This is a genomic window from Clostridium chromiireducens, assembly GCF_002029255.1.
In the GTDB taxonomy this organism is placed as follows: Bacteria; Bacillota; Clostridia; order Clostridiales; family Clostridiaceae; genus Clostridium; species Clostridium chromiireducens.
Genome location: NZ_MZGT01000072.1, coordinates 1 through 23,293 on the forward strand (window position 1 = coordinate 1; position 23,293 = coordinate 23,293).

Here is a 23,293-nt window from a genome sequence, read left to right on the forward strand (position 1 = left end):
CGAATAAGTGTAATAATGAATATTCAAGCATCGAACCATGTCCTGCTGATAATACAAATCTATCTCTGTTATCCCACTCTGGATTTTTTCCATTATGATTCATTTTTGACCATAATGTAAATGCCATTGTAGCTGACCCAAGTGGTAACCCTGGATGTCCTGATTTTGATTTTTCGATAGCATCTGCTGATAATACTCTTATTGCATTAATAGATAATTTATCTAATTCTCTACTCATTTTTTACCTCACTTTATATATAAATATGACCTCGTAAAACGCTGCATGGCGCTCTATTACTATACCTTTTTATATTGTTATCTTTATTTCTTTTTAAATTCTTTTAAGTTTTTATTGATATCTTCTTATATTCTTATAAATATATATTCTTAAGAATATATATTTATAAGAAAAGCTGTAGGCTTTTCATCAATAACTGTTAACTGCTTTAAGACTGTTACTTGCCGAAAGCTGCTGCCCAGTCTGCCTTAAATCTTTCAAGTCCTTGGTCTGTTAATGGATGTTTTACCATTTGTAGAACTAAGCTGTGAGGAACTGTTGAAATATGTGCTCCTGCTTTTGCTGCTTCTATTACATGAACTGGGTTTCTTACACTTGCTGCTATTATTTCTGTTTCTATTCCATGAATTTCAAATATTTCTGCTATATCTCTAACTAAATCCATACCTATCATTGATATATCATCTAACCTTCCAAGGAATGGACTTACATATGTTGCTCCTGCATTTGCTGCAAGTAATGCTTGTGTTGCTGAGAATATTAAAGTTACGTTTGTTTTGATTCCTTCACTAGCTAAAACTTTTGTAGCTTTTAATCCTTCAACTGTCATTGGGATTTTTACTATCATGTTTTTATGAATTGCTGCTATTTCTCTTCCTTCTTTAATCATTCCTTCAGCATCTTCACTTACAACTTCTCCACTTATTGGTCCATCAACTATTTCTGTTATTTCTTTAATAACTTCATTGAAATCTCTTCCTTCTTTTGCTACTAGTGATGGGTTAGTTGTAACACCACAGATAACTCCCATTTCATTTGCTTCTTTAATGTGTTCTACATTTGCTGTGTCTAAAAAAAATCTCATTTCCTTAACATCTCCTCTTGTTTTTAATGAATAGTTAATAATGGATACTCTCAAAAGTAATATAACCGGATTTATACAATAATACCTTTTTTAAAATTCTATATTTTTTTAGAATATCCATTATCAGCTATCTGTTATTATTTTAAAGGTTCGTCTAAATCCGGAGTTCCAATCAAGATTTAAGACTTTCCTAATAATAATCTTACTAACGTAACTTTGAAAATATGTTTTCAAAATTTGTTTAATAAGTTTTCAAATTAATAGAGCAGCTATTCACTACTCTGTTATTTAATTTCTAAGAATTCTTCAATAGGCATCATAGCTGCCCCTAACAAATATGACTCTTTAAAATCTGCCATAGTAATTGTACAGCTGTTTTCATCTGTAAATAAATTATCCTTATAGATATTTTTCTTCAAAATATCCATTTTATCATTTAATATATTATTTATATCCCCACCTATAATTATTGTATCAGGATCTAATAACATAATTAAATTTGATATACCAGTACCTAATATTTTCAAGTACTTATCTAAAACTTTTTTTGTAGCTGTATCATTTTTCAAATACAATTCTTCAAATTCATCTATATCTGATATATCTTCTAACGTCGCCTCATTATAACTATCAACTAGAACATTTTTAGATGTATATGCTTCTAAGCAGCCTTTTGCTCCACATTTACACTTCTTTCCGTTTATAGACACTTTTATATGTCCAAATTCTCCTGATGAATTATTGTCTCCTCTATAAATCTTACCATTTATAATTATTCCAAGACCTAAGCCATCTGTTATGGATACATAAAGTAAATTTTTCACTATATCTTTTCTATTTAAAAATTCATAATATGCTGATAGATTTGCTTCGTTATCTACATATATTGGTACATTTAAATATTCAAACTTTTCCCTTAAATTAAAATCTTTAATACCAAGAAGATATGAATATTTTACTATGCCCTCTTGAAAATCTACTGTTCCAGGCAAAGATAAGCCTATTCCCAATAACTTTTCAGAATCTAAGTTATATTTTTTCATTACAAAATCAATGTTTTCACTAATTATTGTGATTAAATTTTCTATTCCATTATTTTTATGTCTAATTCTTATATTTTCAATAATTTCTTTCTTCAAATTAACCAATGCTATTTTAATGTGATTTGGTGTTAATGCAACTCCTATTGAGTATCTGCAGTTTTCATCTAACTTTATAGCAATAGCTTTTCTGCCACCAGTAGATTCCAAAGATCTTACATCTTCTACAATACCTTCATTTTTCAATTCAGTAATATTAGTAGAAACTGTAGTTATACTTATATCTAAAATTCTTGAAATATCTAATTTAGTAATCTCATTTTTTTCTAGTAATAATGCTATTATTTTTTTTCTATTCGTCTCTTTAATTTTGCTGTGATTTACCTCAATCAAATTTGATAATACTCCTCTCATCTATCATATGAACAATAGTAGCTTTCTTAAATAATATCACTATTATTATTTTTGTAAAAGTATTTATAAGTCATTACAAATAACTTTCACATTATAGTACTATTTAATGCTTTTAAAACTACGTATTATCAAGATATAAAGTGAAACTTTTCAGATGAAGTTTTTACTCCATCTGAATTTAGTTGAACTAATCCAGGAGCGCGCAGCCGTTATCTCCCACTTAAGCAGAGAACCTAAATCTATGATTTAGTGTGAATCGCTTACTCATCTATTGTAGGAGTATTACGGATGATAGCTATCGGATAAATTAGATATTTAAATTTATTCTTATATATCCTTGATTCTAGGATAAGCTGAGTTATATATTTCGTATACTTTTGAATATACTTCTTTTAACTCTTCATTTGGAGCTACTTTTTCATTTCCCTTAACAATTTTATTACAAGCATCCTCTACTGACTCGTATATACCAGCCCCAACACCTGCTAATATTGCCACTCCAAGTGCTCCACCTTCTGAAGCCTTTACTGTAGTTAGCGAGTATTGGAATATATCAGCTAATATTTGTCTCCATATACTACTTTCAGCTCCACCACCGCTTACTCTTATTTCATCAATATTTACGCTCATTCCTTCAATAAGGTCAAGACAGTTCTTTAAGCTAAAGCTAACTCCTTCTAATATACTACGTACAAAATCATCATGATTATTTATTAGGGATACTCCTAAAAATGCTCCCTTAACATTTGGATCTATATGTGGTGTTCTTTCTCCCATAAGGTATGGTAGATAAACTATTCCATTTGATCCTGGTTTAGATTGTGCAGCCTTTTCAGTTAATAAGTCATATATATCTCTTCCTAACTTTTCACTTTCTTCAACTTCTTTAGCACAGAATGTTCTTTTAAACCAGTTAAGTGATAGTCCTGCTCCTTGAGTTACCCCCATTATATGCCACTTGCCAGGAACAGCATGACAAAGAGTATGAACTCTTCCTTCTTTATCAAATCTAGGTGTATCAGTTGCTGCAAATACCACTCCAGAGGTACCTATTGTTGTCGATATTATTCCTTCGCTTACTATTCCATTTCCTATAGCACCAGCTGCTTGATCTCCAGCACCACCAACAACTGGTGTATCTACTGCTAAGTTTGTTAATTCTGCAGCTTCTTCTGTTACCTTTCCGCTGACAACTACTGATTCATAAACATCTGCTAATATATTTTTATCTATATTTAATTCATTAAGTAATTCTTCACTCCAGTTTCTAGTGTTTATATCTAACATTTGCATTCCGCTAGCATCAGAAACTTCTGTTGCAAATACATTTGTTAATTTATATCTTATATAATCTTTTGGAAGAAGAATCTTATATATATTCTTATAGTTGTCTGGTTCGTTATTTCTAACCCATAATAACTTTGAAAGAGTAAATCCAGTTAAAGCAGGATTACCAGTTATCTTAATTAATCTTTCTTTCCCAATTACTTCAGTCATGTATTCACATTCTTTTTCAGTTCTTTGGTCACACCAGATTATAGAGTTTCTTATTACCTTATGATCCTTGTCCATTAGAACAAGCCCATGCATTTGTCCACTTAATCCTATACCTTTAATATCTGAAGCTTGTACACCGCTTTTTTCAATAACAGCTTTTATTCCGCTAACACACGCTTGCCACCAATCTTCAGGATTTTGCTCTGCCCAACCTGCTTGTGGTTGAAATAAATCATAACCAAAAGTTGCAGTTTTTATCGTTTGTCCATTTTCATCAAATAGGGCTGTTTTAGTTCCAGATGTCCCAATATCTAAGCCTAATAAATATCTCATAGTAAACCTCTCCTGTTATATAATTTTTTCATTACTTAACGTTGTTAATGTTTCACTCTTAAACATATTTTAAAATAACTTTTTAAATGTTGTTTTATAAGTTTATAATACCCCCTTTTATTTAAACCGTCAAGAGTTTTTTGAATACATTTTCAGCTTTTTTGCCACAGAATATTTGAAACTTATTATAATAGAATTTATGTAAATTTAAATTTCATATTATTTTACATAATAGATGTAATTATATATAAATTTTGGTATAATAGGCATTGTTAATGTTTTCACTCTGGAATCTACTAGGAGTGATTTATAATGAAAAGAACTAAAAAAACCACAAAAAAAGTTAATAAATCTTTCAACCTAAAAGAGAATTTCAAAAATTATTCTATTACTAAAAAGATAGATTCAACATTTAATTTCATACTCATAGTTACGATGATAAGTATGATCATATCAATGGCAGTACTACTTTCTTTATCATTTAGAACCTCTTCCCTTTATAATGGACCATACTCTCTTTCACAGGCAATTTCAGATATTAGACTTTCATTTCAAACTTCTGATAATAATATTTATAGAGCTATAATAGAGAATAATACAAAAAATAAAGAAGTATTCATTGAAAAATCTGATTCAGCTGCGGAAGAACTTAATGCTAAAGTAAGATTATTAAATGATAGTCCTGGCAATGATGAAATCGTAATCAAACAACTATTGCAAAATTTATCCATTGCGGAAACTTATCGAAAAGACTTACGTAATGGAATAAAAAATAATGATCCAAATAGTAGTTTAGCCTCAAAATTAGATACATATAGTTTTCAAAGGGATATCGTTGAAAATTATATTTCTAAATTATACGAATCTTCAAAAGGAAATGCGAAAACTTTTGTTGACAGTTCTATCATTTATAGAAATATAGCCATGACTATTCTTGTTATTATAATGATTCTTTTAGTTATAGTTCCAAGACTACTAGGCAAAACACTAAAAGCAGTTCTTCTTGAAGGAGTGAATAATGTAAAACGAATATCCTATAATCTCTCTCAAGGAAAGTTATATATAGATAATGAATATAGTTCAAAGGATGAAATGGGTGAAATGTTTAATGATCTAAGCAAATCCATAAATATGTTAAAAGACTATATCAAAGATATAACATATAAATTAGAAGAATTATCTAATTGTAACTTAAATCTTACTATAGATAAATCAGTTAACTATATTGGAGATTTTATACCCATACACCTATCTTTAGAGAAAATAATAAATAATCTAAATGACAGTTTCTCAGATTTAAATAAATCAGTTGATTTCACTGCAAATAGTTCAAAAGAAATTGCATCCATAACAAAAGTACTTTCTGAAGGCGCTTCTGAACAAGCTAATGCAGTTGAGCAGCTTCAAAACAACTTTAGTTTAATGATAGATAAAGTTAAGACCAATACAAAAAACTCTGAGAAGGCATATGACTACTATAGTGAAACCAGAAAGATTATAGACGAAGGAAACAATAAGATGGAGCAGTTAATGAACTCAATTAACGAAATAGCTGTTTCATCTAATCAAATTTCTGTTATTATAAATACTATTCAGTCAATATCAGAACAAACAAATTTACTTGCATTAAATGCAGCTATTGAAGCAGCTAGAGCCGGAGAGGCCGGTAAAGGATTTGCTGTTGTCGCTGATGAAGTAAGAAAACTTGCTGATCAATCTTCTGAATCTGTTAAAACTATTACTCAAATTATTGAAAATTCATTAAAGGCCATATCTAAAGGTGAATCTATAGCAAATGAAACAAAAATTTCTTTAAATAATATTGTTAGCAATGTTGAGTATACATCACTGCTTGTAAAAGAAATAGCAATTTCTTCTGAAGAGCAAACAGCTTCTGTATCAAATATGACATCACATGTAAATATTATATCCGATATAGTTCAAACTAATTTAGCAACTGCCGAAGAAACTTCTGCTTCAAGCGAAGAGTTAGCATCTCAATCACAAATTATGTATGATCAGATTTCTGAATTCAAACTCAGAAATTAGCATACTACTATATAGAAAAATTTAATTTACCAAAGGTTTTTGATAAATCATCAATGCTTATTTATCCATTCATATAGTTGATAGTAACATTTTTTTGTGCTATCAGCTATTTTTTATATCTTAAAACTATGCTTATTGTAAAAATTTCACATAACAAAATGCGATAAAACAAAAAACTCCTTATGATAATGTAATTAAAATATCACAAGAAGTTCTTTTAATTTTCTTATATATGATTGTTAAATTATTAGAATTTAATCAAAACCCTTTCTAAAAACTCTATCTTATTATTATAAATAATAAAATTAATATTTTTCACTTTCATCAAATTGTCATAGTCTTGAGAAATTATTATGCCTTTATGGTTCAACGGTGTCTCTAATTTTGGTAGGTATCACATAATCATAAGTCATATATCATTTATCTATATAGATATACAAATTGTAAGTTTATTTATGCTTTGAAATATATACCATACCAGAAAGAGAAGGTGCTCTTTTACGCAGTGTTGCATTTAGAAAATAATTGTAGGTATTTCTTCAGTAAAAGTTGTTCCATTCTTGCTTGTCACGAGCTTGCCTCGGGAACATGCGGGAATGGGTACAACTTTTACTGGTAGAAATCCACAATTATTTTCTATAGCAACCGAGTAACAGAGCACCTTCTCTTTCGGTAAGTTATCACATAATTCTAAATTACATACTGTTTATCTATGATCTTCAAATATATATTGATTAACTATTGATTCAAGTAATTCTTGTCTTCCAGATTTATTAGCAATAGCATTATTATTTAATGCATATGCTTCTAATTCCTTGAATCCAACTTTTCCTTCAATTATTTCTTTACCTATACCTTGAGTAAAGCTTGAATATCTATCTTTTACAAAGTTCTCTAAATCACCATTTTCTAAAAGTTTATGTGCAACTCTTAATCCTTTAGCAAATGTATCCATTCCAGCTATATAACCCAAGAATAAATCTTCTTTTTCGAAGGATGCTCTTCTAACTTTAGAATCGAAATTAACTCCACCTGGTGCAATTCCACCATTTTTAAGTATTTCATACATAGCTAAAGTTGAATCGTATATATTTGTAGGGAATTGGTCTGTATCCCATCCAAGTAATTGATCTCCTTGATTAGCATCTATACTTCCTAAGAAATTATTAACTCTTGCAAAATGAAGTTCATGTTGGAATGTATGTTGCGCTAAAGTAGCATGGTTTGCTTCTATATTAACTTTAAAATATTTATCAAGATTATATTTTTTAAGGAATCCTAAAACAGTTGCTGTATCGAAATCATATTGATGTTTTGTTGGTTCCTTTGGTTTTGGTTCGATAAGGAATTGACCTGTAAATCCTATTTCTTTTGCGTAGTCAACAGCCATTTGAAGTAATCTAGCGAAGTTATCTAATTCTAATCCCATATCAGTGTTTAATAAAGTTTCATATCCTTCACGTCCACCCCAGAAAACATAATTCTCTCCATTAAGTTCTTTAGTTACTTCTATAGCTTTCTTAATTTGTGCTGCTGCATAAGCAAATACATCTGCATTACAGCTAGTACCTGCTCCATGAACATATCTTGGATTACTGAAACAATTTGCTGTTCCCCATAAAAGTTTCTTGTTGTATTTTTCCATTAAGGATTTACATAACTTAACTATTTCGTCTAAATTTTCGTTAGTTTCTTGTAATGTTTTTCCTTCTGGAGCTATATCTCTATCGTGGAAGCAAAAATATTCTATATCTAGTTTATCCATTAATTCAAAAGCAGCTTCCATTCTTGCTTTAGCTAAATCCATTGGGTCTGTTTCATTATCCCATGGACGAATCATTGTTCCAACTCCAAATGGATCTGATCCGTTAGCAGTTAATGTATGCCAATAAGATAAAGAAAATCTTAGATGTTCTTTCATTGTCTTATCACCAACTACTTCATCTGGATTGTAATACTTAAATGAATATGGATTTTTAGAATCTGCCCCCTCATAATTTATTTTCGAAACGTTTTCAAAGTATTCTCTCATATTAATACCCTCCTTATTTTAATTTACAAATAGAAATTATTTGTAGTAAATAACTTAATTCTATACCTTTAATAAAAAAGGCCCTCAACCATTTTTAAATAACTTTTTAAATGTTATTTTATAAGTTTATAATACTTTCTTTTTTTTAAATCGTCAATAGATTTTTTGAAAACTTTTTCATTTATTTAGAAACAAATTTCCACTAGTAGCTTTAAGTACTTGTTATTCTAAAAATATGCAATTTCATTTCTAAAAATCGATAGTAGCAGGCACCTAAGATAACCTGCTACTATGACTATGACTTATTGTCATCTATTTATAATAATTTTAATTAAGGGCTTAATTTATTATTTATTTAAGACCTACTTTTTATTCTTAGAAGATATATCCAACCATACTGCGATTAATAATATTAATCCTTTAACAATATACTGCCAGAATGTTGGAGTATTCATCATACTCATACCGTTATCCACACTTGCCATTACAAGTGCACCAACTAATGCTCCGACAACTGATCCAGTCCCACCTGCTAAACTTGCACCACCTATAACACATGATGCTATTGCGTCTAATTCTGCATTTTGCCCGGCAGCAACTGATCCAGCATTTAATCTTGCTGTAAGTAATATTCCTGCTACTGCTGCTAGTAATCCAACCATTGAATATACTACCAAAATATGTTTCTTTACATTTATACCTGATAATCTTGCTGCGTCTCTATTACCGCCAATTCCATATACTCTTCTACCAAATATAGTTTTTGTTCCTACAAATGATAGTACCAAAGCTATAACTAACATTATAAAAACTGGTATTGGAAAACCTTGATAATCGTTAAGAATTAATACCAATCCTAAAGACAATATTCCAATTGCTGCTATTATTGATACATCAAAAGCCATAGGTTTTACTTCAATGTTATACTTAATTTTGTTTTTTCTATTACCTAATATTAAATATGCTGAACCTGCAACTGCTAGTACAACTAATACATATCCAAATGCAGTTGGCAAATACGCTTGCCCCATTGTCTTGAAGTCTGCTGTCAGTGGAGCTACAGTATTACCACCTGTTATACCTATTAATATTCCTCTAAAAACAAGCATACTTGCTAAAGTAACTATGAATGATGGTACATTTCTAAATGCTATCCAATATCCATTCCAAGCTCCTATTACTATCCCAAGTAATAATGTTATAACCATGGTTGGAATAGCTGAAAGACCAAACCAAACATTTAATATAGCTGCAATTCCTCCAAGTAACCCAAGGGTTGATCCTACCGAAAGATCTATCTCTCCCAGGATGATTACAAATACCATTCCTATTGCAAGTATTCCAGTGATTGACATTTGTCTAAATAAATTTGATAAATTTCTAGTAGTCAAGAAATTTCCGCCTGTCAAAACCGTGAATAAAATCCATATTGCTACCGTTGCTATCAATATTGTTGCCATTTTAGATTTGAATATATTGCCTAATCCTATTTTTCTTTCCTTCTCCGAACTTACACTTTTGCTTAATTGCATATCTATACCCCTCCTACAGACGTTATAATTTCTTCATTATCTATTGCGTCATTTTCTTCGTTTTTCTTACCAACTGAATATGCCATAATCATTTCTTGAGTTAAACCATTATTATCAAGACTCGCTTTTATTTCACCTTCATTCATAACTAGAACTCTGTCACTAATTCCGAGAACTTCTGGTAATTCAGATGAAACCATTATTATTGATATACCTTGCTTAGCTAACTTAAAAATCAATTTATAAATTTCAAACTTAGCTCCAACATCAATCCCTCTAGTTGGTTCATCTAGTATTAGAATCTTAGGCTCAGCTAAGAGATTTTTTGCTAGTATTACTTTTTGCTGATTACCACCACTTAGGTTCTTTATTGCTAATTCTGTTGATGCAGTCTTTATCTTTATTTCATCAATGTATTTAAGAACATCCATCATTTCCCTGTCACTATCTATTACATCAAGTGCTTTTTTATATTTTACAAGATTACTTATAGTCATATTCTTAGCAACACTCATTCCAGCGATTATTCCATCTTTCTTTCTATCTTCTGGAACCATAGCTATACCTTTACTTAAGGCATCATCTGGATTTTTGATATTGACTTTTTCACCTTCAAAATATATTTCACCATTTCTTTCGCCTTGAAAACTTCCATATATACTTGCTACCATTTCAGTTCTACCTGAACCAACTAATCCTGAAATTCCAAGTATTTCTCCACGCCTCAATGTAAAACTCGCATTTTTAACTCTCAATAAATTACTATTAAATGGGTCGCGAACATTGAGATTTTTCACTTCAAAGAATTCTTCTCCAATTTTATGTTCTTCTCTTGGAAATAAATTTTTCATTTCTCTTCCAACCATCATTTGTACTAATCTATCTTGATCTATTTCTTTTATAGGGACTTGACCTATTGTCGAACCATCTCTAATTACAGTAACATTATCACATATTCTCGTAACTTCGTTAAGTTTGTGAGAAATATAAATACAAGTAACTCCGTCTTTTCTTAAGTCTTCTAAAATTCCCATTAAGACTTCTACTTCACCTTCACTTAATGATGCTGAAGGTTCATCTAAAATTAATAATTTTGCATCTTTAGATAATGCTTTTGCAATCTCAACTAATTGCTGATGACCAATTCCTAAATCCCCTGCTCTAGTAAGAGGATTAATATTTAATTTAACTCTATTTAATAATTCATTAGTTTTATTTAATTGCTCACTAAAACTTACTAGTCCATGTTTGCCAATTTCATTTCCCAAAAAAATGTTTTCTGCAATAGAAAGCTGTTTTATTAAAGCTAATTCTTGGTGAATAATCGCTATACCAACTTTCTCAGAATCTTTTATGCCAGTTTGATTTAACTCTTTTCCCTCAAAGATTATTTTTCCTGAAAAAGATCCTGCAGGATGTTCTCCACTTAAAATTTTCATTAGAGTAGATTTTCCGGCTCCATTTTCACCACAAAGTGCATGTACTTCTGCTTTCTTAACTTTTAATGTTACTCCATCTAATGCCTTTACTCCAAAGAACTCTTTTACTATATCTTGCATTTCTAAAATATACTCACTCATGAAATACATATCTCCTTTCTATATTGGGGTTTGAAACTATAATTTCAAACCCCAATATTCTAATTACTTACTTGGTCTTTTATCTTCTGGCACGTTTTTATATACATCATCAAACTTTTGGAATCCATCTTTTATAACAGTATCTTTCATATTATCAGCTGTTACTGCTATTGGATTAAGTAACACTGAAGGTACATCCTTTTGACCATTATTTGTTACACTTCCACTTGTTTGAATTTCTTCACCTTTACCCATTTTCACTGCCATTTCTGCAGCTTTTGCAGCAATATCCTTAATTGGTTTATATACTGTCATAGTTTGAGTTCCCTCTACAACCCTTTGGCATCCTGCTAAATCTGCATCTTGTCCTGAAATCGAAACCTTACCTGCTAAGCTTTGAGCTTGTAACGCTTGAACAGCACCGCCTGCAGTACTATCATTAGATGCAACAACAGCATCAATCTTATTGTTGTTTGCAGTTAATGCATTTTCCATTATCTTTAACGCTTCTTCTGCTAACCAGTCTTTTGCCCATTGGTCTCCTATTATTTTAATGTCACCTTTATCTACATAAGGTTTTATAATATTCATTTGACCTTGTCTAAATAATTTCGCATTATTATCTGTTGGAGAACCTCCCATCATAAAGTAGTTTCCTTTTGGAGTTTTATCTACGATAGCTTTTCCTTGTAATTCTCCAACTTTAACATTATCAAATGATACATAATAATCTAAATCACTATTTGTAATTAATCTATCATAAGCTAAAACTTTTATTTTATTTTGATGAGCTGATTCAACGATAGGTGCTATAGATTCTCCATTATGAGGAATTATTACCAAAACATCTATTCCTTGAGATATAAGATTTTCACATTGTGACATCTGAGTTGGATCATCTCCATTTGCAGATTGGAAAACAACATCTGCCCCAAGCTTTTTAGCTTGTTCTTCAAATATATCTTTATCATGTTGCCATCTTTCAAGTCTTAAATCATCAAAGCTTACACCAATTTTTATTTTCTTATCCCCTCCAGCTGATGTTTGAGCATCTTTCTTTCCACTACAACCTGTTAGTGCTGAAAATATTAATACTCCACTTAGCGCTAAACCTAACAATTTAACCATTTTTTTAGACTTCATTATTTATCTCCCCTTTTTTCATAATTGTTTATCTCTTTTACAATGCTAATTATATTATCAAAAGTAAACGTTTCAAATAGACCCATTTGCTGACTTATAATTTTATATTGCCGTATTCAAACAGCAATTTTTTACCAGTAAATAAGCTAAAATAGAAAATAATCTAGGTTAATCTCTTAAATATAAGAGGTCGACCTAGATTATTTGTTTATTCTACAAATTAGTGTAGTAAAATATTGCTCAATAGATATCCAACACAAAACTTAGACTTATGCATATAACCCACCGAAATCAGTAATATACTTTTGTTCCAGTTTCTGTGGAATTTTGATGGGTGATTCTAAGGCCATAAGTTGTGCCCAAAGTGCTAGCCTTAAAGAACAAGCTTTAAACAAGCACATTTGGAACAACTTATGGCCAAGAATCACAACCATCAAAATTGCCAATGAAACATTCCACAAAAGTATATTACTAATTTCTAGCTGGGATATATTTTGAAGTATAAGTATATTTCTTAATGCTGATTAGGTTCTTAATGGCTGGTAGTTCCATTTACTGCTTGTCACAATGAAATTGGGATCATGCAGTAAATGGGCAACCAGACATTTAGAACTTTTCAGCTTATTTTCATAGTCCTATGGAATAATCAAGTATCCAATTTCGGTGAGTATACACATAAGCTTGATTCTCTTTGCGGAACCCTATATAGATATCAAAACTATGAAGCTGATTTATGATTTGAAATATATACTACAGCAGAAATAGAAGGTACTCTTTTACGCAGTGTTGCATTGAAAAAATATCTATAGGTATTTCTTCAGTGAAAGTTGTTCCAGTCCCGCTTGTCATTAGCTTGCCTAAGGAGCAAGCAGGACTGGTGCAACTTTCACTGGTAGAAATCCATAGATGTTTTTTCTAGCAACCGAGTAACAGAGTACCTTCTATTTCTGTTTTTTATCACATAAATCTAAGTTATATATTGTTTATCTATTGATATTTTAAAATTTACTGGGCTTACGCCTTCATATTTTTTAAACACTTTACTAAAGTAATTGGGGTCATTGTATCCTACCTTATAACAAACTTCTTTTACGTTCATCTCACCACTTAATAATAATTCCTTAGCTATGTCTATTCTGCATTTATTCACATAATCAGAAAAATTAACTCCCGTCACCTCTTTAAATGTTCTACTAAAATAATATACACTCAATCCGAAATTATTAGCTACTTTCTCTAATTCGAGTTCTTCCTCAATATTTTCTCTGATATAATTCTTCACATCTTCAAATAACTTCATTTTTATTTTATTAGTGTTCCTACTTTTATTTTCCTTAACGTTAATAGTATATTGGTCCTTGAGTAACTTATCGTTCACATCATCTATATAGATTATATTTACATTATCCGAATTATACACTAAACATTTAGTCGCCTGTCTATAAGACTCAACTATTTGTTCCACCGAATCAAATGTTTCCCCAAGTCCAGCCCTTACTGAAACGTTGAATCTCTTTTTTATTTCTCTCCTCAGATTAAAGGCAAGATCTATCTTTAGGTTCTTAAAGTCACTAATATTTTCATTTTCTATTTGTATAAAATATGTTAGTTCTTCATAAAACACATAATTTCCTATACATTTATATTTTCTATTAATATATTCCTTAATATACTCCCCTATTTTTATTTTAATCTCATCTTTTTCATTTCTGCCTATATCTGTATAAGCATATTTATCCTTTATAGATATGACCATTGCATAACTGCTTACAAAGTTCATATTTAAGCAGCGTAAGTACATTCCATAATCAATACCTTTTAACTTATCATTTATGATTAAATCACTTAATTGATTTTCGAGAACAGGTAATAAGGTATATATCTTTTCTTTATCTTCAATTTCACTTTTTCGTTTATTTTGTTCTTTTTTAACCGAGCGAATACCTGCAGAGACTTTTTCAACTATCTCTTCTTTTGTGAATGGTTTCAAAAGATATTCTTTTACGTTTATTTTTACAGCTTCCTGTGCAAAATCAAAGTAATCATATGCTGTTAAAATTATGCTATATAAGTTTGGCAGTGTAGCACTTATTTCCTTTAGGGCTTGTATACCATCAATTCCTGGCATTTTTATATCAATTATAACCATGTCAGGCCTAATGCTTTCAGATAATTCTATTGCCTCTCTTCCATTTTTAGCTTCATATACCTCTAATTCTTCGGAAAAGTTATCTTTTAATATATGCTTAACTGTTTCTCTATCATATTTCTCATCATCAGCAAGTAATATTTTCATCATTATTATCCTCCCCCATTATAGGTATTCTTAAATAAACCTTTGTCCCCTTACCCTCCTCACTTTCTATTTCAAACATGTTTTCTCGATCATATAAATATCTTAACCTTTTTTCAACAATATTTAACCCAAGGCCTGTTGTATGTCCAGTATGTTTCATTTCGTAGTTATAATTATTAATCTTGTCCAAAATTTCTTTTGGAATTCCAATACCATCATCCTCAATCATGATCATACAAATTCCATTTTTCTCATTAATGCAAATATTTATATATCCTCCTTCTTCTTTGGGTTCTATTCCATGAATAAATGCATTCTCTACCAATGGTTGTATTGTCATTCCAGGAACCTTTACTTTTTTCATATCCATATTGGTGCTTAAATTAAATTTTATTCTGTCGTCAAACCTACATTCTTGAATATAGATATAATCTTTTATTATGTTTATTTCATCTTCCAAAAGTGCATTTGTACTCATGGACCTCAATGAATATCTCAAAATATTAGATACTGATTTTATCAACTTGCTTGTTGTTGTAGCATTTTCCATCATAGCCGTAGCATTTATACAATTCAAAGTATTAAATAAAAAATGTGGATTTATCTGAGATTGTAATACTTTTAAATCAAATTCCTTCAAAGCATTCTCGTATTGAAGATTTTTCATTTCCTCTTCTTTTAATTTCTTTTCTAATGTAAGTTTTTCACTTATAGATCTTATAAGATCTTTTATATCCTTTATCATTGTATTAAAAGTTTTCGTGAGCAAATCTAACTCATATATATCTGTTTTATCACCTTCATAGTATTCGAACTGCCCCCTAGATACCTTATTTGAAATATCAACAATTCCTTTTAAACCTTTTGAAATATTTTTAATAAATAAAAGTGCATATGAAACACACATTGATAAAATTAATATAAGGTATATAGTTAGGGATACATATATTAATCTACTATGTTTATTTAATTCTTTATATGCTACGCTATTAGTTTCTAAATAATTCTGCATTAATGTAGATGCATATTCTTTAGAATATCCGGCAATATTTTTAGCTGATACAAAATCGTCATAATAAAAAATATATCCTTCTTTGTTTTCATAAGCCGAAATTGTTTTCTTAGAATTTTCCACATAAGAATCTAAGGTATTATCTAAATCTCTTAAAATATATTGGCTCGTATTATCAGAATTACTTTTAAGTGTCTCGATTTCCTGTTTAGCAATAAATATCTCATTATTATAGCTTTCTTTCTTATCTTCAGCCCCACTTAATATATATTGATTAAATCCATCTAAAGAATTATCAATATGCTGCTTAATTTCATTGGTAATAAGCATATTATTAAGCATATTTACATAACCATCTTCAATTTTCTTACTCATAGCCAAGGATATAATATTACATATGCCTACTGGGATAATTAAACATATAACAAATATAATAAATTTGCTATTTAAAGTTTTGATTTTCAAACTTATCGTCTCCCTGCTTATAAATATCTATATTACGTTTATTGACTAACTTAACATTTGTTAAGGATTTAGGATTAACTTCAGACTTTTTTTGAATTTTATCCATTATAATATTTACCGCCTTATACCCCATTTCATCACTTTTTTGAACTATCGTTGCTGAAACTAGTCCAGTTCTTATGTTATTTAAAGTTTCTTCTAAATCATCAAAACATATAATTTTCACTTTACCTTTAGCATTTAAATCGTTTACTGCTTTAGCGGCTCCTATTCCATCTAATGCTGACGTGCAAAATAGTGCATCTACTTTATCATTTCTATTTAGTATTTTTCTTGTTACAATCTCAGCTTCAAGAAGCATTGCATCAGATGAATCCACATCCACAATCTTTAGGTTTGAGTTTGATGTAATATAATCTTTAAATCCGTCCACTCTTTCCCTTTGATTTTTAACATCCTTCCCCCCCATTACTATTGCAACATTTCCATCTACTCCAATTTGCTTTACAGCTTCTTCTCCAGCAACTTGTCCCGCAAGAATGTTATCTGTTCCTACATATGCTATTCTATTGCTATTTTCTTCATCTGAATCTATTGTCACAACCGGTATTCCTTTTTCTATAGCACTATTAATTTGCTTTGCATACTTTCCTTCTTCTTGGACATAAGTTATTATTCCACTAACCTTAGCCGATGTGGCCATGTCAAAAAGTTTTAGACCTTCTTCTGTATTTGCAGTAGTAGGCCCCAAAAATTCAACTACCGCCCCTCTTTCTGCTGCTGCCCTTTCTGCCCCTTTCTTTATGCTAAGCCAATAGGGATTTGTCTTAATGTGAGATATTAATACTATTTTAGGTTTTATATTTTCATTTTCTACCTTCTTGTCCTTTAATAGATTGAGAAAAAATAAATTACTACCTAAAAAAAGCACTACAAGTATAATCCCTAAAATACTCTTTAAGTATTTCATTAACAAGTTCTCCTTTTCATTAGAATTAATTCATAAAATTTATTTAATTAAAAACTACTTTTTAAATGTTCTTTAATAATGTTATTCTATATTTCTTCTTTTTTTAAGTCAATGTTTTTTTGTATAGCTTTTCATAAAACTAAAATTAACCACAATCTTTTCAAAATAAACCTCTGACCATATTTACATTTATTAAATACTAAATTTGAGTAATAAAAAAGAAATATGAGAAAATATTTTTGTTTTTCTCATACCTCTAAATCATTGTTTTAAAATCTATAACTAGCTTATTTCAAATTAAAATTTATATTTATAATTTTCATAATTCCACTTTTACAGATCATATTTTAAATTTCAACACCATTTCATTAAGTTTTTGAGCAAGTTCAGCTTGATTTTGAGCTGTTAAAGCAACTTGTCCTATTGCTTTTGTCGTTTCATCCACACTTCCTTTTATTGTTTCAGCATGTTCTGATGATTTTTGCGACGCCACTGCAACATTTTGTATTGCCTCACTTACTTGTCCAATTGTAGCAGCAAGTTCCTCAGACATAGAAGCTATTTCCTCAGACATTTTGCTTACAAACTCTGAATCTCTATAATATGTATTTCCAACTTTCTCAAACTCTTCGAACTGTAGATCTACATCTTCATTTATAAATTTCAATACTTCATCACCGTTTTCAGATAGATTTTTAAATGCATCTTGAACCTTAGTAATAGTATCCTTAATCCCTATTACTGCTTGTGATGATTGTTCTGCAAGTTTTCTTATTTCTTCAGCAACAACAGCAAACCCTTTGCCTTGATCCCCTGCTCTTGCAGCCTCTATAGACGCATTTAATGCTAATAAATTTGTCTGTTCAGATATGCTTGCAATTGTATCTGCCATTACCCTTATATTGCCTACAACCTTGCCATCTTCAATCGCCATTAACATATTATTTTTCTTTTCCTTATATAAACTTCTAACGCTTCTTATTGCTTCTTTCCCTTTTCTCTCGACTTCAGCAGCTCTTTCTTTTGATTGATTAGCATTATTACTTCCAACCATTGCTTCTTCTGAAAGTTCATTAATACTTGAATCTACTTCTTGAACAGATGCTGATACTTCTTCTGAAACTGCGCTTGTTTCTTGAACTCCCGATACAATATTTGTTAGTGCATTATCAATTTCTTCAGTTTTTACCGATAATTCTTCTACTGTAGCTGACAGTTCTTCACTTGATTCACTCATGACCTGTGAATTACTTATTATTGTCGTTACAAGTTCTTTAATATTCTGCTGAGCTTTTATTAGCGCTCTGCCCGTTTCTCCAAATTCATCCTTCCTTGCAATTTCAAAGTTCTTAGACAAATCAAAGGCAGCAAGATTTTTTGCGATCCCCATCATTTTAATTAATGAACTGTTTATATCTTTCGATATAAGTAATCCTATGACAATAGCTAGCAATAATCCTACAATCATTAATACTGTCATAATATTATCACTATTTAAGTATATAGAATTATTCTTAATATTATGTTGTTTTGCACTTTCAATATTTATATTTATTACCTTATCAATATTCTCCATCAATTCTTCTCTAATCTTTGGTATCTGTTGATACTCTTTTGCTGCTTCGTCGTATTTTCCACTATCAACAAGTTTAATTACATTATCTGTTTTTATTCTATATTCGCTAAGCTGATTTTTAATTGTTGGCCATACTTCTTTTTCTAAAGGATCCATAAAAATATTTTCATAATTCAATATATCCTCATCATACTTCTTTATATTTAGTTGAATATCTTTCTCTAAATCAGTTTTTTTCGAAATATCTCTTATATAAACAAGTTCTATAACATCACTTTTAGTACTAACTAATGATTGTTTTATTTCAGTAAGTAATTGTATAGATTGTAAATCATCACTATACATTGATTTCGAATTTGCATCTACTGTTTTTAGTGATGCTTTTCCTATTATAGCAACGACAGATATCAATATCGCCATAATAAGAAAAGATGAAAGTAATTTAGTCTTTACTTTAATATTTTTTATAAACATTATAATTTCCCCCTTTTTCTCAATTAAAAATATATTTGATAGAATTATAATATTTTAGTAAAACATGTAATGATAGTATGTCAATTATATAAATTTATTATGTCAAAACCATGACAATTGGATTATTATGGAAACAAATAATCTTTCCATCAAAAAAAGGACTAAGTTTTTTCCTTAATCCTTTATTTTAATCAAAATTTATTTCGTTTTTCCAACTTGTTCGTATACATATTCTTATCTGCATCTCAAAAATCCGCCCATTTGTCCAATGGATTCTTCATTAAAAGCGAATCCAATTGATATGGTTCTAGAAAAACATAAGCTACAGTATCGATTAGATTACCATAGCTGTTAATTAGTACATTAGTTCAACTTTTTCAAAAAATTTTGTAGCATTTCCGCAGTAATTCCCCATATATTATAGGTTTCATATTTATAAAATAAAGATTTGTAATTAGCTTCTCTAAATTTGTAATTTTCTCTATTAACAATCAAATCATACGGAAATTCTTTGGCTCTCTCTATATTTATTTTGTTGTTAAACTCAAGGGGTTGATGTTCTAAAAGATAAGATAATGGTACATAAAACACATGATCAACTTCATCTTCACTTATTTTTATTTCCTCAATATTTTTAATAACCCCTACATATGGATGAATTATTATACCATCATATCTAACTACGGTATCTAGTTCATTTATTAAATTAATATTCTTGACACCAAGCTCTTCTAACAATTCCCTAAGAGCCGCTTCTTTAGGAGTTTCATTTTCGTCTATCTTCCCTCCCGGAAAACAAATATCACCCGGCTGGCTATTTAGTTTCTTTGATCTAACCTCAAATAATACATGCACAACTTTATTAATTTCTACTAGCGGAATAATTATAGATGATCTTCTCATTCTTTCCCAGCCATTTATATATGGCTTACTATTTCCTATTTTATTCGTTATATTCTCTAAATTCATATGCTATAATCTCCCCCTAACTAGTTATTCTATAGATATATTATATCAAATTCTTAACTTTAAAAACACAAAAGCTGCACTTTGCTAATAATTATTATATAACGAGCTCGCTTAAAGATACCTAATAATGTAAACTTTTTCTCTTATATTAAATAATGCAACATAATGACCTCTATTTTCATCTTTCGGTGTCCGAACAATTTTATTTTCTCTTCTATACAAAAATAAACAGAGTTGTTAGAAATAGAAATTTAGTTTCTATGTTCTAACAACTCTGCATGCTTCTAATAATATACTAAAAAGCTATTTCCTCATACAATTCCTTAATTGAACTAAAGCTATATGTGGGTTTAAATTCCGTGTTTTTCAAATCTTCCTTTGTTGCTTCTCCTGTGAATACTACAGCAGTATCAACGCCGCCATTTATCCCACAAGCAATATCAGTATACAGTCTATCCCCTATAACAAGAGTTTCTTCTCTTGAAAACCCAGTTTGTTCTAAACACATTTCTACAATGGTCTTATTAGGCTTACCTATATATAAAGGTTCCCTTTTTACTGCATGCCCTATCATTTCGCATATTGATCCACAGTCTGGAATAAAGCCAAAAGTAGTTGGACAAACAAGATCAGGGTTTGTTGCTACATAATCAATATTTCTTGTAAGTAATAATTCACATATATTTTCTACCTTCTTATAGTTTAATTCATTATCAAAACCTACAACCGCACAAACTATATCGTCATCTTGTTCTTCTGTAACATTCACATTAAATCTTCTAAGTTCTTCAATAAATGATTTTGTTCCAAGAACAAATATTTTTTTATCATCATAAGTTTCTCTTAGATATAATGCTGTTGCATATGATGATGTTACAAAGCTTGTTTTATCTACCTTGATATCAAACTTTTCAAATTTTATGATATAATCCTCAATACTTTTAGTAGAATTATTAGTTATAAAAATATATTTTCCACCAATGCTTAAAACATAATTCATAAACTCTAAAGTTCCAGCAATTAATTTAGTATCTAAAGCTATTGTTCCATCAATATCTAATAAAAATAGTTTTTTATCTTTCAACATAATATTACTCTCCGTAAAATAAATTTGTTAATCTATCTGCACATTCTTCTAATTTATTTTCATTTTTCGCATATTGTAAAATAGTAAATCTTGGTCTTATTTCAAGAGCATGAATTATACTTCTATGGAATAATTCTTTTTCAATACCTAGCGTTTTAGGACTTGACTTTGCTCCAATACAATCTAATAACTTTATGATTTCGTTAGCTGTCGGAACCTCGATCCCATATTTTTCTTCTACTTTAAGTTCATTATATATCCATGCTGATATAATAGTACCTACTCCGACTGAGTTTCCATGAAGCGGATGTTCCTTATTCCTTGAAAGCTTATCTATTTCCCAATAGTGTGAAAGGTGATGTTCTGCTCCTGATGCCGGCCTTGAATTATCTGATAAAGTCATAGCTATACCAGATAAAATTAATCCTTCTGCTATATATCCTATTGCTTTTGGATCTCTATTAACTGCGCCCTCTATATTATCAAAACATTTATTCATAGCATCTCTTACTAGTTTTTCAGTAGTATAACAAAAATATTCGTCATTTTTTTTATGAGACAACATCCAATCTGAAAGCGCTGTATATTTTCCAAGTATATCTCCAAACCCTGCACATATCATCTCAAAAGGAGCATTTTTCATAATATTAGTATCTGCTATAATAGCATATGGATGAGTTCCTGGATATGTTACTTTTGCTCCATCAATAATTAATGGTGATACTGTTGATGCATACCCATCCATAGACGGAGCAGTTCCAATGATAACATATGGTATTTTGGTTCTTGCACTAACCATCCTGCTTATATCATTAATACTCCCTGACCCTACTGCAACAATAAGTTCTGTTTCATCATCAACTTCAACAAGTATTCTACCTATTGCTCTTTCATCAGGAACTAAATCTCCTTGACTGCTTAAAATAATGTTTTTAGTTCTATAGCCTGCCTCATCAATTATACTTTTCACATCTTTACCTAATACTTCATAAGTGTTATTATCACTTACTAATAAAATTTTACTTGGCAGGATTTCTTTCACAACATCTAAAATTTTAATATATACACCTTCTCCGACATATATATGTTTCATTTCTATCTTATGTTGCTTTCCACAACTGCACTCAAACTCCATATCTGCCATTTCTTTAATTTCTTTACTTAAAATATCATCCAAAATAAAATCCCTCCCTAACCTTGTGCCTAGTCACTATGATCCTTACGATTTAATTTAAATAAAAATATCATGCTAACAAGAACTAGTATGATTTCAACAAAGATTTCAGATGCTGATTCCACCTGAAGCAAGTTTTACATAATTTACAATTTAGTTTAGCCACATCTAAATTATATAATATATTACCTCTAATTAACAGCGTACAAGTTCCTTATATTTAGTGTAAAAAATCATAGTCTTTTTTAGTCTATATTACAATATTAAGCTATTGAAGTTAATGTTATAATATAAGGATAAAACTAATATTTATCCTATTTAAATGTTCACTTTAGAAAACCTTCAAACAAACATTAAGGTTCTATTTTTTCTGCTTTATTTTAATAAAGTGTAATTCTCATAAAAGTTAAAATAAAAATATTAAGAAAAATTATAGATTTTTCTTATAGTTTGTATATAAACATTATACTTTTATATACAAATTTAAACATAACGTTAATTTAATTATACATTGTATAAGAATAAATGTGAATAATTATTTTAATAA

General features: G+C 29.7%; 15 protein-coding genes and 1 pseudogene. 1 reads left to right on the top strand and 15 read right to left on the bottom strand.

Going from position 1 to position 23,293, the window contains the following annotated elements:
• From CLCHR_RS19750 to xylB, 4 genes and pseudogenes are all read right to left on the bottom strand, one after another.
• A pseudogene (locus CLCHR_RS19750) lies at nucleotides 1-238 on the bottom strand (transketolase); the annotation flags it as partial.
• A gap of 217 nt (nucleotides 239-455) precedes the next feature.
• Nucleotides 456-1,103: a fructose-6-phosphate aldolase gene (gene fsa / locus CLCHR_RS19755; RefSeq protein WP_079441633.1), complete on the bottom strand. Its 648-nt coding sequence runs from the start codon at nucleotides 1,101-1,103 to the stop codon at nucleotides 456-458.
• Nucleotides 1,104-1,387: 284 nt separating this feature from the next.
• Nucleotides 1,388-2,536, bottom strand: coding sequence for an ROK family transcriptional regulator (locus tag CLCHR_RS19760; protein ID WP_079441634.1), 1,149 nt, complete (start codon nucleotides 2,534-2,536; stop codon nucleotides 1,388-1,390).
• A gap of 348 nt (nucleotides 2,537-2,884) precedes the next feature.
• Nucleotides 2,885-4,387: a xylulokinase gene (gene xylB, locus CLCHR_RS19765; RefSeq protein ID WP_079441635.1), complete on the bottom strand. Its 1,503-nt coding sequence runs from the start codon at nucleotides 4,385-4,387 to the stop codon at nucleotides 2,885-2,887.
• 312 nt (nucleotides 4,388-4,699) lie between these two features.
• Between xylB and CLCHR_RS19770 the strand changes: the two genes are divergently transcribed.
• Nucleotides 4,700-6,436 (top strand): methyl-accepting chemotaxis protein, encoded by a 1,737-nt coding sequence (locus CLCHR_RS19770; protein WP_079441636.1) that lies wholly within the window; start codon nucleotides 4,700-4,702, stop codon nucleotides 6,434-6,436.
• Between the two features lie 706 nt (nucleotides 6,437-7,142).
• Here CLCHR_RS19770 and xylA read toward each other — a convergent pair.
• The 11 genes from xylA to CLCHR_RS19825 all read right to left on the bottom strand — a co-directional run bounded on the left by xylA (nucleotide 7,143) and on the right by CLCHR_RS19825 (nucleotide 22,749).
• Nucleotides 7,143-8,468, bottom strand: a complete 1,326-nt coding sequence (gene xylA, locus CLCHR_RS19775) for a xylose isomerase (RefSeq protein ID WP_079441637.1) — start codon at nucleotides 8,466-8,468, stop codon at nucleotides 7,143-7,145.
• Nucleotides 8,469-8,830: 362 nt separating this feature from the next.
• Nucleotides 8,831-10,000 carry a sugar ABC transporter permease gene (locus tag CLCHR_RS19780; protein ID WP_079441638.1) on the bottom strand — a complete coding sequence of 390 codons (1,170 nt, stop codon included), beginning with the start codon at nucleotides 9,998-10,000 and terminating at the stop codon, nucleotides 8,831-8,833.
• Nucleotides 10,001-10,002: 2 nt separating this feature from the next.
• Nucleotides 10,003-11,580, bottom strand: coding sequence for a xylose ABC transporter ATP-binding protein (locus tag CLCHR_RS19785; protein WP_079441639.1), 1,578 nt, complete (start codon nucleotides 11,578-11,580; stop codon nucleotides 10,003-10,005).
• A 63-nt stretch (nucleotides 11,581-11,643) separates the two neighbouring features.
• Nucleotides 11,644-12,723, bottom strand: coding sequence for a D-xylose ABC transporter substrate-binding protein (gene xylF / locus CLCHR_RS19790; protein WP_079441640.1), 1,080 nt, complete (start codon nucleotides 12,721-12,723; stop codon nucleotides 11,644-11,646).
• Nucleotides 12,724-13,690: 967 nt separating this feature from the next.
• Nucleotides 13,691-15,022, bottom strand: coding sequence for a response regulator (locus CLCHR_RS19795; RefSeq protein ID WP_079441641.1), 1,332 nt, complete (start codon nucleotides 15,020-15,022; stop codon nucleotides 13,691-13,693).
• The gene (locus CLCHR_RS19800) at nucleotides 15,000-16,496 is read right to left on the bottom strand and encodes a sensor histidine kinase (protein WP_079441642.1); all 1,497 of its coding nucleotides are present in this window, start codon (nucleotides 16,494-16,496) and stop codon (nucleotides 15,000-15,002) included. The genes CLCHR_RS19795 and CLCHR_RS19800 overlap by 23 nt, the downstream gene beginning before the upstream one ends.
• Nucleotides 16,474-17,466, bottom strand: a complete 993-nt coding sequence (locus CLCHR_RS19805) for a substrate-binding domain-containing protein (RefSeq protein ID WP_079441643.1) — start codon at nucleotides 17,464-17,466, stop codon at nucleotides 16,474-16,476. Before CLCHR_RS19805 ends, CLCHR_RS19800 begins: the two co-directional genes overlap by 23 nt.
• 340 nt (nucleotides 17,467-17,806) lie before the next feature.
• Nucleotides 17,807-19,519, bottom strand: a complete 1,713-nt coding sequence (locus tag CLCHR_RS19810) for a methyl-accepting chemotaxis protein (RefSeq protein ID WP_079441644.1) — start codon at nucleotides 19,517-19,519, stop codon at nucleotides 17,807-17,809.
• Between the two features lie 360 nt (nucleotides 19,520-19,879).
• On the bottom strand, nucleotides 19,880-20,485 hold the full coding sequence (locus CLCHR_RS19815; RefSeq protein WP_079441645.1) for an NUDIX hydrolase: 606 nt from the start codon (nucleotides 20,483-20,485) through the stop codon (nucleotides 19,880-19,882).
• A 295-nt stretch (nucleotides 20,486-20,780) separates the two neighbouring features.
• The gene (locus CLCHR_RS19820; protein ID WP_079441646.1) at nucleotides 20,781-21,572 is read right to left on the bottom strand and encodes an HAD-IIA family hydrolase; all 792 of its coding nucleotides are present in this window, start codon (nucleotides 21,570-21,572) and stop codon (nucleotides 20,781-20,783) included.
• 4 nt (nucleotides 21,573-21,576) lie between these two features.
• Nucleotides 21,577-22,749, bottom strand: coding sequence for a sn-glycerol-1-phosphate dehydrogenase (locus tag CLCHR_RS19825; RefSeq protein ID WP_079441647.1), 1,173 nt, complete (start codon nucleotides 22,747-22,749; stop codon nucleotides 21,577-21,579).
• Nucleotides 22,750-23,293: the final 544 nt, after the last annotated feature.

Coding starts and splice junctions, on each gene's coding strand:
- fsa (WP_079441633.1), bottom strand. CDS start 1,103: ATGAGATTTTTTTTAGACACAGCAAATGTAGAACACATTAAAGAAGCA.
- xylB (WP_079441635.1), bottom strand. CDS start 4,387: ATGAGATATTTATTAGGCTTAGATATTGGGACATCTGGAACTAAAACA.
- CLCHR_RS19770 (WP_079441636.1), top strand. CDS start 4,700: ATGAAAAGAACTAAAAAAACCACAAAAAAAGTTAATAAATCTTTCAAC.
- xylA (WP_079441637.1), bottom strand. CDS start 8,468: ATGAGAGAATACTTTGAAAACGTTTCGAAAATAAATTATGAGGGGGCA.
- CLCHR_RS19780 (WP_079441638.1), bottom strand. CDS start 10,000: ATGCAATTAAGCAAAAGTGTAAGTTCGGAGAAGGAAAGAAAAATAGGA.
- CLCHR_RS19785 (WP_079441639.1), bottom strand. CDS start 11,580: ATGAGTGAGTATATTTTAGAAATGCAAGATATAGTAAAAGAGTTCTTT.
- xylF (WP_079441640.1), bottom strand. CDS start 12,723: ATGAAGTCTAAAAAAATGGTTAAATTGTTAGGTTTAGCGCTAAGTGGA.
- CLCHR_RS19795 (WP_079441641.1), bottom strand. CDS start 15,022: ATGATGAAAATATTACTTGCTGATGATGAGAAATATGATAGAGAAACA.
- CLCHR_RS19805 (WP_079441643.1), bottom strand. CDS start 17,466: ATGAAATACTTAAAGAGTATTTTAGGGATTATACTTGTAGTGCTTTTT.
- CLCHR_RS19815 (WP_079441645.1), bottom strand. CDS start 20,485: ATGAATTTAGAGAATATAACGAATAAAATAGGAAATAGTAAGCCATAT.
- CLCHR_RS19820 (WP_079441646.1), bottom strand. CDS start 21,572: ATGTTGAAAGATAAAAAACTATTTTTATTAGATATTGATGGAACAATA.